Genomic DNA, 13,486 nt, shown 5'->3' with positions numbered 1-13,486 from the left:
CAGCCGGTCCAGCGTCCCAGCGACAAGCGGCCGGCCTCGCGCCGTCGCGCGCGCTGACAGCCAGGGAGCCGACCGTGATCGAGCGTCCTCGTCGCCTGCGGCAGATCGCCACGCTCCGTGCCCTCGTCGCGGAGACGCGCCTGCACCCCCGGGACCTCGTCCTGCCGGCGTTCGTGGCCGAGGGCGCTGACGAGCCGCGGCCCATCAAGAGCATGCCGGGGGTCGTCCAGCACACGCTCGACTCACTGGTCGACGAGGCGCGCCGCTCCGTCGATGCCGGCATCGGCGGCATCATGCTCTTCGGGGTCCCGACCACGAAGGATGCCCGCGGCTCGGGCGGAACCGAGCCCAGCGGCATACTCAATGTCGCTCTTGAGCGCGTCCGCGCTGCCGTCGGCGACGACCTCGTCGTGATGGCAGACACCTGCCTGGACGAGTTCACCGACCACGGGCACTGCGGCGTCCTCGATGACCGCGGGCGCGTCGACAACGACGCGACGTTGGAGATCTACGGGCAGATGGCGGTGGCCCAAGCGCGTGCGGGAGCGCACGTCGTCGGTCCCTCGGGAATGATGGACGGCCAGGTCGCCGCCATCCGCGGCGCCCTCGATGACGCCGGGTTCATCGACACCGTGATCCTCGCGTATGCGGCCAAGTACGCCTCCGCGTTCTACGGGCCGTTCCGCGATGCCGTCCAGTCGAGTCTCGAGGGTGACCGGCGCACGTACCAGCAGGATCCGGCCAATGTGGTCGAGTCCCTCCGCGAGATCGACCTGGACATCGCCGAAGGAGCCGACCTCGTCATGGTCAAGCCGGCCATGTCCTACCTCGACGTCGTCGCCGCGGCGGCGGAGCGGTCAACGGTGCCGGTGGCGGCGTACCAGGTCTCCGGCGAGTACGCGATGATCTCGGCCGCCGCCGCGAACGGCTGGATCGACCGCAGGGCTGCGGCTCTCGAGTCGCTCCTGTCGATCCGCCGAGCCGGGGCCCAGGTCGTCCTGACCTACTTCGCACTCGAGGCCGCCGACTGGATCGGCTGACCCGACCAGCGGGTCGGACTGTCTGTGCCACGCCGTTCGGGGTGACCGCGGGAGCGGTGTGTGACAACTAGGATCTGAGCAGCCACCTGATCCGGCGCAGTCCGACCGCCTGAAGGGAGTGACCCGGCCATGTCCCAGAGTGATGGCTCCATCTGGCTCAGCGACTCCGAGCAGGCTTCCTGGCGGGCCATCCTGCGCGGCACCCGACTGTTGGAGACGGCGCTCGACGACGCCCTTCATGACTCGGGCCTGCAGCTGAGCGAGTACGAGATCATCTCGATGCTCTCGGAGAGCCCGTCCCACCGCCTGCGCATGTCCGAGCTCGCCGCGATGGTGGTGCAGTCGCGCAGCCGTTTGACGCACACGGCGAAGCGTCTCGAGGCGCGCGGCTGGGTCACGCGCGAGCAGTGTCTCGGCGACCGGCGGGGCGTCGAGCTCGTCCTCACTCCTGTTGGGCTCGAGGCGGTCGACGAGATCGCCAAGGTCCATGTCCAGAGCGTGCGCGACAACATCGTCGACATCATGACGTCGCAGCAGTTCAAGGCGATCGGCGACGCGATGGCCATCGTCCGCGACCACCTCGACCCGGACGGGCTGAGCGACGCCTGATCCCCTCGTGGACAATGACCGCATGAACTCAGGTGCTTCGGAGGCCCTTCTCGCGCGGGCGAGCGCAGTGATCCCCGGTGGCGTCAACTCGCCGGTGCGGGCCTTCCGCGCGGTGGGCGGGACGCCGCGGTTCATGGCCTCCGGCAAGGGCGCGTGGCTCACCGACGTCGACGGCAACCGATACGTCGACCTCATCTGCTCCTGGGGCCCGATGATCCTCGGCCATGCCCACCCGGACGTGTTGCAGGCCGTGAACGACGCGGCCGCACAAGGCTTCTCATTCGGCACCCCGTCACAGAACGAGGTTGCCCTCGCGGAGGAGATCGTCGCCCGGATCGAGCCCGTCGACCAGGTCCGGCTCGTCAACAGCGGCACCGAGGCGACCATGTCGGCGATCCGGCTGGCGCGTGGCTTCACGCAGCGGGACGTCATTGTGAAGTTCGCCGGCTGCTACCACGGCCACGTCGATGCGCTCCTGGCGTCGGCTGGGTCCGGTGTCGCGACGTTCGCGCTGCCCGACTCGGCCGGGGTGCCGCGGTCGAGCGCGGGCGAGACGATCGTGCTGCCCTACAACGACCTCGCGGCCGTCGAGGCGGTCTTCGCCGAGCGCGGTCAGCAGATCGCGGCCGTCATCACCGAGGCCGCACCGGGCAACATGGGGGTCGTTCCGCCGGCTGCCGGGTTCACCGAGGGGCTGCGCCGCGTGACCCGCGATCACGGCGCACTGCTCATCAGCGACGAGGTGATGACCGGGTTCCGCTGCTCCCGCTCGGGGTTCTACGGACTCGAGGGGCCGTATGCCGCTGGGCCGGCCGATCTGTTCACCTTCGGGAAGGTCATGGGCGGGGGTTTCCCGACGGCCGCCTTCGGCGGCAGCCGCGAGGTCATGGCCCTGCTCGCACCGGCAGGCCCGGTCTACCAGGCGGGCACGCTGTCGGGGAACCCGGTCGCCTCCGCCGCGGGCCTGGCGACCCTGCGCGGATGCACCGACGAGGTCTACGCCCGGCTCGATGCTGCCGCCCGCGCCATCGCCGACGGCGTCTCGGAGGCCCTGACCGCCGCGTCCGTCCCGCACACGGTGCAGTGGGCCGGCTCGATGTTCTCGATCTTCTTCCGCGAAGGGCCCGTGCGGGACTACGACGACGCCAAGACGCAGGACGTCGACGCCTTTCGTCGGTTCTTCCACGCCATGCTCGAGCGGGGCGTCCACCTGCCGCCCAGCTCGTTCGAGGCGTGGTTCGTCTCTGCTGCCCACGACGACGACGCGGTCTCGCACGTCCTGGCTGCCCTCCCGGCGGCCGCCCGTGCCGCTGCGACCCCCGACTGAGCCCTTCTGGACTCGGGTGGACTGGATTCGGACCTTGGACCAGCGTTTGAGAGACTGGGCGTCATGACCGCCACGCCGACGCCACCAGTGCCGAAGCGCACTGTCGTGCACCTGATGCGGCATGGCGAGGTCCACAACCCGACGGGCGTCCTCTACGGCCGGCTCGACGGCTACCACCTGAGCGACCTCGGCCGCGAGATGGCCGAGCTCGTGACCCGACACCTCGAGACCAACGACATCGCCCTCGTCGTCGCATCCCCGCTCGATCGGGCGCAGCAGACAGCAGCGCCAATCGCGGCCTCGCACGGTCTCACGGTCCAGACCGATCCGCGCGTGGTGGAGTCGGAGAACTACTTCGAGGGGCGACAGGTCACCACGAAGGACTTGTTGCATCCGAGCCACTGGCACAAGCTGCTCAACCCGATGAAGCCCTCATGGGGAGAGCCCTACGAGCACATCGCGGCCCGGATGCTCGCGGCCATCGACGACGCGCGACACGCGGCGGCTGGCCACGAGGCGGTCATCGTCTCGCACCAGCTGCCGATCTGGACGATCCGCAACCAGCTCGAGGGCCGACGCCTCTGGCACGACCCTCGCAAGCGTGAGTGCACGCTCGCCTCGCTGACCTCGCTCGCGTACGACGGCGACGACCTCGAGTCGATCGCGTACTCCGAGCCCGCCGCTGCGCTGCTCGCCCGCGCCAGCAGGAGCGTGGGCGCCTGATGCGGGAGCTGGACCGACGCGCCGCACTGCGGTGGGGGGCCATCGTGCTGGCCGGCGGGCTCGTCACGACGCTCGGTGCCTGCTCGGAGGACCCCAACTCCGTCGCCGCCCAGGCGAAGGCCGGCGACCGGAAGAACTACGTCTCCGGCGACGGCACCATCGAGCGCCTCGCGCCGGAGAGCCGCGGCGCACCGGTGGCCCTGTCGGGGACCACGCTCGAGGGCCAGCCGTGGTCGATGGCGGGCAAGGAGGGCACCGTCTTCGTCGTCAACGTCTGGGGCTCGTGGTGCCCGCCCTGCATCGAGGAGACGCCCGCGCTGCAGAAGGCCTGGCAGCAGGTCCAGGGCAAGAACCTGGACGTCGAGTTCATCGGACTCGACAAGATGGAGAGTCCCGAGACCGGTCTCGCCTTCCAGAAGGCCAACAAGGTGACCTACCCCTCGCTCGCGTATGACGGCGGCGTTCCGATCCTCGCCCTCCAGGGCAAGGCAACGGCCACCCCCTCGACGCTCGTGCTCGACCAGCAGGGCCGCATCGCGGCTCGCGTGTCCGGACCTGTCACGACGAGCACGCTCACTGCGCTCGTCGACGACGTGCTCGGCGAGGCCTGACGAGAGCCGGCGCCCATGAACGCTGACCTCACGACCGGTTCCCTCCTCCTTGCCTCCGCCGTCGCACTCGCGGCCGGACTCGTGTCCTTCGCGTCCCCGTGCGTGCTGCCGCTCGTGCCGGGTTTCCTCGGCTATGTCACCGGCCTCTCGGACGAGTCGCTCGAGCGACGGTCGCGCGGCCGGCTCGTCGTCGGGGCGCTGCTCTTCGTCGCCGGCTTCACCGTCGTCTTCCTCATCGCCGCCGCCGCCCTGTCCGCCATCGGGGTGGCCTTCCGGGAGCACCAGAGTGCGCTGCTGCGCATCGGCGGCGTTGTCGTCATCGTGATGGGCCTGCTCTTCCTCGGGGTCGGCAAGTCGTATGCCGCCCAGCTTGGTTGGCGCCCACGCGCGGGTCTGCTCGGGGCGCCGTTGCTCGGGGCCGCGTTCGCGGTCGGGTGGTCCCCGTGCTGGGGGCCGACCCTCGGGGCGATCCAGGCCATGGCCGCCCCGATCTCCGCGGAGGCGGGGTCCATCGGGCGGGGCCTGATCCTGGGTGCCGTCTACTCGATCGGGCTCGGCCTGCCGTTCATCCTCATGGCGGCCCTGTGGGAGCGGGCCGGTGGTGCCAGCGTCTGGCTGCGCCGGCACCGACGGCCGATCCAGGCCTTCGGCGGCCTCATGCTCATCGCAGTCGGCCTGCTCATGGTGACCGGGCTCTGGGAGAACGTCATCGTCTGGCTCCAGACCAACGTCATCGCAACCTTCCAGGTGGTCCTCTGATGACCCAGCCGAAGACGAGGTTCACGTCCGAGCAGGAGCCGGCTCAGCGGCATACGGCCGAATCGTCGTTGTCCTCGGCCCCGCGCGAGCCGCAGCTGCCACAGCTCGGGCCACTCGGGATGGCGCGATGGGCGTGGCGACAGCTGACGAGCATGCGGACGGCCCTGTTCCTCCTCCTGCTCCTGGCCGTCGCTGCGGTGCCCGGATCGGTCTTCCCGCAACGCAACATCGACTCCGGACGGGTCGCCGACTACCTGGCCCAGAACCCGGACGCCGGGCCCTGGCTCGATCGCCTCGGCTTCTTCGACGTCTACTCGTCACCGTGGTTCTCGGCGATCTACCTGCTGCTGTTCGTCTCGCTCATCGGCTGCATCGTGCCGCGGACGCGGGTCCACCTGCGCGCGCTGCGCGCCACGCCTCCCCGCGCACCCGCCCGGCTGGCCCGCCTCGACCAGCACGTCGAGCTGACGACCCCCCTCGCCCCGGATGAAGCGCTCGAGGCCACACGAGCCGCCCTGCGCGCCAAGCGGTTCCGGGTCCACAGCCACGACGCGACAAGCGTCAGCGCCGAGTCCGGATATCTCAGGGAGACGGGCAACCTGCTCTTCCACCTCGCCCTGACGGGCATCATCGTCGGCATGGCCGTGGGCCACCTGTTCGGCTGGCGCGGCGACCTCATCCTCTCCGAGGGCGACGAGTTCGCCTCGAGTGCGACGACGTACAACACGTTCTCACCCGGGCCGCTCGTCGGCGACGACGCCGTGCCCGGCTTCGTCATGACGCTCGACGACCTCGACGTGCAGTTCAACGAGACCCCCGGTCGCTCCTTCGGCACGCCGCGGGAGTTCACCGCCCACGTCAGGGTGGCGGACGAGCTGGGCGCCGAGCCGCGCAAGGCGGACATTGCCGTCAACCACCCGCTCGTCGTCGGCGGGGCGGACGTCTTCCTCCTCGGCAACGGCTACACGCCGGTCATCACGGTGCGCGATTCCTCGGGTCAGGTGCTGTACCGCGAGGCCACGCCGTTCCTCGCCCAGGACGGCAACTACCGCTCGGTGGGCGTCGTCAAGGTGCCGTCAGCGAGTCCCAAGCAGCTCGGCTTCACCGGCTTCTTCCTCCCGACCGCTGAGCCGACCTTCGCCAACGGCCCCGTCTCGGTCTTCCCCGACGCCCAGAACCCCGAGCTCGCCCTGTCCATCTGGGAGGGGACCCTCTTCCCGGGCAGCGCGCCGCAGTCGGTCTACACCCTCAACACCGAGGAGATGACCCAGGTGCCGGGCGATGACGGCAAGCCGGCGTTGGTCCGGCTGAAGCCGGGCCAGACCTATGAGCTGCCCGGCGGGCGCGGCTCGATCACGTTCGAGGAAGTCAAGCGTTTCGCCGGGCTGTCGATCCGCACCGACCCCGGCGCGCCGATCAGCCTGGTCAGCGCGCTCCTGGCGACGCTCGGCCTCATCCTTGGTCTGACCATCAAGCGGCGGCGCGTCTTCGTGCGGGTCCGCCCGGCCGGGGGTGGCGACGCCGAGCCAGGCGCTACCGTGGTCACCATCGGCGGCCTCTCCAAGGACTCCGACCCGGGCCTGGCCGCCATCGTCGACTCGGTCGGCGCAGCCGTGCACGATCCCCCCGCAGAACGGACAGACCGCTCGTGACACCCACACTCGCAACGGCGAGTCCCTCGCTCGCCGGCAACGCGAACATGGCGCTCTACGCGTCGATGATCGTCTACACCCTCGCCATGCTGATGTTCGCCTGGCACCTGGCGGCCCGGTCGGCGCAGCTGGCTGGCACGCGTGCCCCCGAACGCGAGGAGGTGCTCGTCGCGTCGGGTGGTCCGACGACGTCGGGTGAGTCGCTCCCCAGCCAGAGTGCGGCCGGACCGACCTTCGAGGAGAGCGCGGCCTCGCGGCAGCGGGGGAACATCGCGCTCATGTTCACCTATCTCGCGACGGCGCTGCTCGTCGCGTCCGTGGTGATGCGAGGCGTCGCCGTGGCACGGCCGCCATGGGGCAACATGTTCGAGTTCGCGACGGCCTCCGCTGCCGCCGTGGGCCTGACCTACTCGGTCCTCGCCAAGCGCAACAACTGGCAGTGGCTCGGCGTCTTCGTCGTCACGCCGATCCTCCTCGTGCTCGGCCTGTCGCTCGCCGTGCTCTACACCGAGGCCGGCGAGCTGATGCCCGCGCTCAAGTCCTACTGGCTCGCCATCCACGTGGGCGTTGCCTTCCTCGCCGTCGCGTTCTTCACCATCGCGGCCATCATCGGGGCGCTCTATCTCGTCCGGCGGCGCCGCGAGGAGAAGCCTCCAGCCAGAGGGAGCTTCATCGAGTCGCTGCCGTCGTCCGCCGCGCTCGAGCGGACGGCGTACGGCCTCAACATGGTGGCCTTCATCCTCTGGACCTTCACCCTCATCGCTGGGGCCATCTGGGCGAAGCAGGCGTGGGGCGCCTACTGGCAGTGGGACCCGAAGGAGGTCTGGACCTTCGTCATCTGGACCGTCTACGCGGCCTACATGCACAGTCGGGCGACCGCCGGCATCGACCTGCGCAAGTCCATGTACATCGCCCTCGCCGGCTTCGTCTGCGTCATCATCAACTTCACGCTCGTCAATCTCGTCTCGACGTTCGTGGGCATGCACAACTACTCGGGGATGTGACCGTGGTCCGTTACAGCATTCTCCGGCTGCTCATCTTCTTCGGGGTGCTCCTGGCCCTGTGGCTCGTCGGCATCCGCAACAACCCGGTCCTGCTCCTCGCGCTCTCGGCGATCATCTCGGCCGTCGTGTCCTATGCCCTGCTTCGCGGCATGCGTGACGAGATGACCGCCAAGCTGGTGGAGCGCCACGAGGCCAAGCTCCGGACGAAGCAGGGTCACTGGACGCCCTCCGAGGACGAGCTCGCCGAGGACGCGGAGGTCGAGCCGCCCAACGGCACCGATACGGTGCGCTGACCCCGTTCACAGGGCGCGGGGCGTTTCTGCACACTCGGCTCAGAGGTGGGGCGAGCTCACGCTGCCGGGGCGCGCCGCGCAGCGGAGATCCGCTCGGCCGTGCGCGCGGCATCCTCGCCCACCCCGAGCAGCAGGGACGACTTCCGCTTGCGCAGCATGTGGACACCCACGAAGTGGAGGCCGGGCGCAACCGTGCTCTCGCCATCGTCATGCACAGGGAACCCGAACTCATCGACGATGCCGGGGAACTCGATCCACTCGGTGTAGCGGCTTCGATAGCCGGCGGCGACGATGACCGCCCCGAGGGCACTCAGGTCCAGGTCGCGCACCGGCTCGGGTCGGAACGGGGCGGCCGGCGGGATGTCGAGCGCCCGCCGACCGCTCTTCGCACACCACTCGAGCAGCGCCTTGCGGATCATGCCGTGGGCGACATCGCAGAAGGCGAGGATCTCCTCGAGGTCCGGCGCCAAACGTGGTGCCTCACCGAGGTCGGCGACGAGGTGACCGCCGTGTCGCACACCGAGTGAGGCGAGCGTGCGATAGGTCAGGTCATGGCCGCCTCGCGCGCCGGTGGCCTGGAGATTGGCGCCCAGCCGCGCCCCTGGCACGGGGAGCGCGTCGGGGCCGTCGTCGAAGAAGCCTGCGTCGGTCAGCCAGTCGAAGATGTCCCGACCTTCGAGGCGCCGATAGAACCAAGGGGCACGTCCGCACGCCATGATGACATCCCGGCCGGAGCGGGCGAGCTCCTCCGCGATCTGGCACGCGCTCTGCCCACCACCGACAACGAGGACCGCCCCGTCCGGGAGGTCCGCCGGCCTCCGATAGTCGACCGAGTCGATCACCTCGAGCCCGGAAGGCAGTGCGGCCAGGGCAGCAGGATGGTACGGCCGTTGGTAGGCACCCGTCGCGACGACGACCGACCGAGCCGCGATGGCGCCGTCGGCCGTGTCGAGGACGAAGCCACCCGCCTCGGCGGGCCGGAGCCGGTCCACGCGCATACCGGAGCGGACCTCGGCAGCAAGCCCAGCGGCATACGTGCTGATGTGTTGCTCGATCCCGGCGCGTGGAAGGTAGCCGTGCGGGTCGTCCCCCACGTAACTGCCGCCGGGCAGCCGGATGGAATGGTTCGGCGTGACGAGCGTGAAGCTGTCCCAACGCCGTGACCAGGAGTAGCCGGGACGCTCGGCCTCGAGGACCACGTGCTCGACGCCGCGCTCGCTCAGTTCGTGACTGGTCGCGGTCCCCGCCTGTCCGGCGCCGACGACGACGACCTCGATCGACTCCATGACACTTCCCCTCCTCGCCGGGCTGGCCCGACACACCACCGTCCCACCCCGTACTGGGTGCGCGCAGCAAAACGCGGTCGTGGCGCCTCGTCAGAAGTGGTAGCCGAGCGCCAACCCGATCGCGAGGAGAGCCGCCCAGGCCAGCTCGAAAACGCCCGTTCCAGCGAGGGTGGGGATCAGGTCACGACCGGTCGCGCCGCTGGCCACGTCCCGGATCGGCCGCGCGATGAGAGGCGCTGCAAGCAGAGCGAGGAGGGCGTAGGCCGACGTCAGCGCCGCGAGTGCCGTCATGACGAACGCCACCGCGATGAGGGCGACGTAGAACGCCCGGGTTCGCTTGTCACCGAGGCGCACCGCCAGGGTCCGCTTGCCGGTGACGCTGTCGGTCGGGATGTCGCGCAGGTTGTTGGCGACGAGGATGGCGGAGGTGACCGAGCCGACGCCGATCGCGCCCCACCAGCCGGCCGCGGTGACGGTCGTCATCGTGGCCATCGTGCCGAGGGTCGCGACGAGACCGAAGAAGACGAAGACGAACACCTCGCCCAGGCCGAGGTAGCCGTACGGGCGCCTGCCGCCGGTGTAGTACCAGGCAGCCAGGATCGCCAGGGCACCGATGGGCAGCATGACCCACAGGCCGGAAAGCACGATGAGCGCGAGTCCCAAGACCCCTGCGACGGCGAACGCCGTGAAAGCAGCGGTCTTGACGGACGTCGGGGCGGCGAGCCGTTGCCCGACGAGCCGAATCGGCCCCACTCGGACCTCGTCCGTGCCGCGGACGCCGTCGCTGTAGTCGTTGGCGTAGTTCACCCCGACCTGCAGGGCGAGAGCGACGAGGGCCGCGAGGACGACGTAACCCCAGACGATGTGACCCGTCTGGTAGGCGGCGCCGGAGCCGATGAGGATGGGGGAGATGGCGGCGGGCAGGGTGCGGGGGCGCGCACCTTCGATCCACTGGGCGAGCGTGGCCATGGGTCCTTGGTGGTCTCGAGGTCAGGCGTCCGGCTTCGGTTTGCGCAGCTTGCGCAGGAAGTCGGGGTCGTCATCCGGACCACGAGGGCCCGGCGGCGGCATCGTGCGCCGGGGGGTGTTGCCGCGCGGACCCGGACCCGTCCCCCGGGAGCTCGGCGCGTCCGACTTGCCGGCGACGAGCCACATGATCGGGCCGAGGACCGGGACCAGGCAGACCAGGAGCCACACGGGCTTCGGCATGATGCGCATCTGCCTGCCATCGGTCTGGAGGCAGTCGACGAGGGCGTAGATCGTCGCAAAGACCACGAGGGCAACGAGAATCACGCGGGGCACTGAGGACTCCTTCGGGAAGTAACTCAACCATCTTGCCACCCGACGGTCACGAAACGCTCATGCCTGCCGATCGGCGGCCAGGCGGATGGCCGCGCGGTCCGGCTTGCCGGGCCCCCGCAGCGGGATCGCAGGGAAGACGACGACCCGCTTGGGCACGGCAGCGTCAGGCAGTATGCCGCTGAGCTGGCTTCGCAGGTCAGCAGCGGTCATGTGGGTGGTCGGGTCGAGCAGCGTCACTGCCGCGCAGACGACTTCTCCCCACTCTCGGTCGGGGACACCGACGACGACAACGTCCGCGATGTCATGGACGTGACGCGCGATCGCGTCCTCCACGACGCCTGGGGTGACCTTGATGCCGCCCGTGTTGATCACGTCGTCGGCGCGTCCGTCGACGACGAGCAGGCCCTCTTCGTCGATGTGACCGAGATCGTCGGTCCGGAACCAGCGGATGCCGTCCGCATCGGTCGAGAACGCGTCGGCTGTCAGTTGTTGCTCGCCCAGATAGCCGTGCGCGATGGTGTCACCCCCCAGGACGATGTGCCGATCGTTGTCGATGTGCATGCGCGTGACCGGCAGCGGCAGGCCGTCGTAGACACAACCCCCGGCACTCTCGCTCATCCCGTAGGTGAGGGTGAGGGCGACACCGGCGTCACGGGCCCGCTGCGCCATGGCCTGCGGTGTGGACGCCCCGCCGACGAGCACACCGTCGAAGGAACGAAGGGCTTCCAGACCGGCCCGGTCGTCGAGCAACCGGCCGAGCTGAGTCGGCACGAGCGAGGTGTAGCGACGGGGGGCGCTCCGGATCGTGCTGGCTGTGTCCGCCGCACGGGCGAAGGCCGCGGCCGTGAATCCGTCGCGCAGGTCGAGCAGGCTTGGCTGGGTCCCGCCGACGAGCGACCGGATCAGGACCTGGAGGCCGGCGATGTGGTGTGCCGGCAGGGCGAGCAGCCACGTGCCGCTGCCCCCGAGGACCTCGTGAGTCGCCGTGGCAGAGGCGGTCAGTGCCGCCGCGGTGAGCATGGTGCGTTTCGGCCTGCCCGTGGAGCCGGAGGTGCCGACGGCGATGGCGAACCCGTCGGGAAGGTCGGCAGGATCGTATGGTGCGACGACCGGGTGAGCCTGCTCAGCGGCATACGGCATCACGGGGGAGCGGCCAGTGAGCGCCGCCTCGAGGTCGGCCAGGATGGTGAGCGCCTCCGGCCCTGTTGGGACGGGCAACGGACGCGGCACTGGCATGCCGACATTGTGCCGGTTCGGCCCGTTGCGACTGGGACCGGGTCGCCACGTCCCCTCATTCGAGTGAACAAGATCGGGGCACAAAAGCCGTTCACTCGATCGGCTGGCGGTACCGAGGCAAGACGGGAACTCGACGACGGCACCACATCATCCCGGCCGGTCAGTTGCGGCGAGGGCCCCAGCTCGTCAAAGTGTCCCCAGGTCCGCCCACGATGATCTCGCCTTGAGGTCCATAGACCTGCCACGCTTCGTAGTTGCGGTTACCTCTGGTCACGACGCGTACGGTCTCCAAAGCGATGTCGAGGTCACCACGGGCTGATATCTGGATGTCCCGGATCTCCTGACCCCGGATGGATTCAAGGATCTGCGGCATTGGAGTCCCCGGACCGTCTTTGTCTACATGCACTGGTTTGTCATCCGCTGGATGGAGCTCGACGTCGCCTTCAAGATCGAACTGCCAGCCCGCGTCCGTGAAGAAGCGCACCATGTAGTCCAGGGACACCGTGGTCACTCTCTGCCCGGTGAAGCTCGGGATCACGGGTTCCAGCCTTTCGGGGCGTCGAATGTGCCATCTGGCCTGATGGCGATGTGGGTCTCTGCATTTGATCCGGTACGGCCATCCGGTCTCAACGGCTGACCATCGGAGTTGTAGAAGCGCACGCATCCATACGGATATCGGTCGTCCGGGTCGAGGATTCGGAGCACGTCGCCATTTTGCGGCTTGCCTGGGCCCGGGGCGATCTTGTCAGGAGACTGCCAGACCTCCCCCTTACCGTTGTCTGATAACCGACCCTTCCAGTTCGCGCCGGCGGTGTCTGGGCGCATCGAGTCTGGCAGTGGGTCGCCGGCATTGCCGCGATGCCCTCCCACTGACGGTCCGTCGACCTCGTTCAAGAGTCGGTTGTTGTTCTGGGCGACGTGGTCGGCGAGGCGGCTGCCGCCGTGGGCGACCGCTCCCGCACCTGCGGCGATCAGGCCGGCTGCGGCGACGTTGATCGGAACCCCGGCCACGGCCCCCACTCCCGTGGCGTCCAGCGCTACTCCGGCGACCTCGCCGCCGGCGCCGACGACGACCATTCCGGCGCCGACAGCCATCTCGATGAGGTCCTCGGGATGCTCGGCGGCGGCTTCGAGGACATTGGCCGCGCCGTTCACAAGTGGGACCGCGGTGTGGTTGTACGTCCAGGCGGCGGCATCCCCGGCCGTCTCCAGGGCGCTCTCCCACCACGTGTCCGGCTCGGGCTCAACAATGTGGCTGACCGGTGGGATCGATGCGGCGCGGATCAGGTCCTGCGCCATCGGCAGCCGGGCGAGCACGTCCAGGCGCACGGCCGCAAGGCCGCGACCCGCTCCTGCCGCGGCGCTGATTCGCGCGAGGGCGCGCGCGCAACGGGTACCGGCCGCCCAGAGCTCTTCGATGCAGGCACCGTAGGAACGGTGGATCGCGGCCATGGCCTGATCGAGCTCCAGGTCGGCCCGCTCGCCCAGCTTGGCGGCGAGCACGGGTTCGGTTCCGAAGGAACCTGTGGCGGCGATCGCCCGGGCATGGTCGTCGCACGCCGCTGCCGCCTTGGCCCGCAGCGCCCGGACCCGGGCCTGACTGTGCTCAAGGGCGTCCGCATAGTCCGTCAGTGCCAGGCCCGC

Annotated in this window: 15 protein-coding genes; 9 read left to right on the top strand and 6 right to left on the bottom strand. The window is 69.6% G+C overall.

The genetic code is table 11. The features are described from left to right. Positions 1–74: 74 nt before the first annotated feature. From hemB to VIR15_RS08805, 9 genes are all read left to right on the top strand, one after another. Entirely contained in the window at positions 75–1,040 is a 966-nt protein-coding gene (hemB, locus tag VIR15_RS08845; protein WP_331927109.1) for a porphobilinogen synthase, read from the top strand. 129 nt (positions 1,041–1,169) lie between these two features. Further along, entirely contained in the window at positions 1,170–1,649 is a 480-nt protein-coding gene (locus VIR15_RS08840) for a MarR family winged helix-turn-helix transcriptional regulator (protein WP_331927108.1), read from the top strand. A gap of 22 nt (positions 1,650–1,671) precedes the next feature. Then, positions 1,672–2,976 carry a glutamate-1-semialdehyde 2,1-aminomutase gene (gene hemL, locus VIR15_RS08835; protein ID WP_331927107.1) on the top strand — a complete coding sequence of 435 codons (1,305 nt, stop codon included), beginning with the start codon at positions 1,672–1,674 and terminating at the stop codon, positions 2,974–2,976. Between the two features lie 63 nt (positions 2,977–3,039). Continuing rightward, positions 3,040–3,699: a histidine phosphatase family protein gene (locus VIR15_RS08830; protein ID WP_331927106.1), complete on the top strand. Its 660-nt coding sequence runs from the start codon at positions 3,040–3,042 to the stop codon at positions 3,697–3,699. Continuing rightward, entirely contained in the window at positions 3,699–4,310 is a 612-nt protein-coding gene (locus tag VIR15_RS08825) for a TlpA family protein disulfide reductase (protein ID WP_331927105.1), read from the top strand. Before VIR15_RS08830 ends, VIR15_RS08825 begins: the two co-directional genes overlap by 1 nt. 15 nt (positions 4,311–4,325) lie before the next feature. Continuing rightward, complete coding sequence (locus VIR15_RS08820) at positions 4,326–5,069, top strand: cytochrome c biogenesis CcdA family protein (RefSeq protein ID WP_331927104.1); 744 nt, start codon at positions 4,326–4,328, stop codon at positions 5,067–5,069. Further along, positions 5,069–6,721, top strand: coding sequence for a cytochrome c biogenesis protein ResB (gene resB, locus VIR15_RS08815; RefSeq protein WP_331927103.1), 1,653 nt, complete (start codon positions 5,069–5,071; stop codon positions 6,719–6,721). Before VIR15_RS08820 ends, resB begins: the two co-directional genes overlap by 1 nt. Further along, on the top strand, positions 6,718–7,725 hold the full coding sequence (gene ccsB / locus VIR15_RS08810; protein ID WP_331927102.1) for a c-type cytochrome biogenesis protein CcsB: 1,008 nt from the start codon (positions 6,718–6,720) through the stop codon (positions 7,723–7,725). Before resB ends, ccsB begins: the two co-directional genes overlap by 4 nt. Positions 7,726–7,727: 2 nt before the next feature. Then, the gene (locus tag VIR15_RS08805; protein ID WP_331927101.1) at positions 7,728–8,018 is read left to right on the top strand and encodes a DUF4229 domain-containing protein; all 291 of its coding nucleotides are present in this window, start codon (positions 7,728–7,730) and stop codon (positions 8,016–8,018) included. A gap of 56 nt (positions 8,019–8,074) precedes the next feature. Here VIR15_RS08805 and VIR15_RS08800 read toward each other — a convergent pair whose 3' ends face one another. From VIR15_RS08800 to VIR15_RS08775, 6 genes are all read right to left on the bottom strand, one after another. Beyond that, positions 8,075–9,304: a flavin-containing monooxygenase gene (locus VIR15_RS08800; protein WP_331927100.1), complete on the bottom strand. Its 1,230-nt coding sequence runs from the start codon at positions 9,302–9,304 to the stop codon at positions 8,075–8,077. Between the two features lie 90 nt (positions 9,305–9,394). After that, positions 9,395–10,273 (bottom strand): 1,4-dihydroxy-2-naphthoate polyprenyltransferase, encoded by an 879-nt coding sequence (locus VIR15_RS08795; protein WP_331927099.1) that lies wholly within the window; start codon positions 10,271–10,273, stop codon positions 9,395–9,397. Between the two features lie 21 nt (positions 10,274–10,294). After that, entirely contained in the window at positions 10,295–10,606 is a 312-nt protein-coding gene (locus VIR15_RS08790; protein WP_331927098.1) for a PLD nuclease N-terminal domain-containing protein, read from the bottom strand. Between the two features lie 57 nt (positions 10,607–10,663). Further along, positions 10,664–11,842, bottom strand: a complete 1,179-nt coding sequence (menE, locus tag VIR15_RS08785; RefSeq protein ID WP_331927097.1) for an o-succinylbenzoate--CoA ligase — start codon at positions 11,840–11,842, stop codon at positions 10,664–10,666. A gap of 160 nt (positions 11,843–12,002) precedes the next feature. Next, positions 12,003–12,380 (bottom strand): DUF6188 family protein, encoded by a 378-nt coding sequence (locus VIR15_RS08780; RefSeq protein ID WP_331927096.1) that lies wholly within the window; start codon positions 12,378–12,380, stop codon positions 12,003–12,005. Next, positions 12,377–13,486: hypothetical protein (locus VIR15_RS08775; protein ID WP_331927095.1), on the bottom strand; the 1,110-nt coding region annotated here is incomplete at its 5' end. The genes VIR15_RS08775 and VIR15_RS08780, both read right to left, overlap by 4 nt.

Origin of the sequence: Intrasporangium sp. (assembly GCF_036566125.1) — a bacterium.
Taxonomy (GTDB): domain Bacteria; phylum Actinomycetota; class Actinomycetes; order Actinomycetales; family Dermatophilaceae; genus Intrasporangium.
This window is presented reverse-complemented; position numbering and strand designations above follow the sequence as displayed.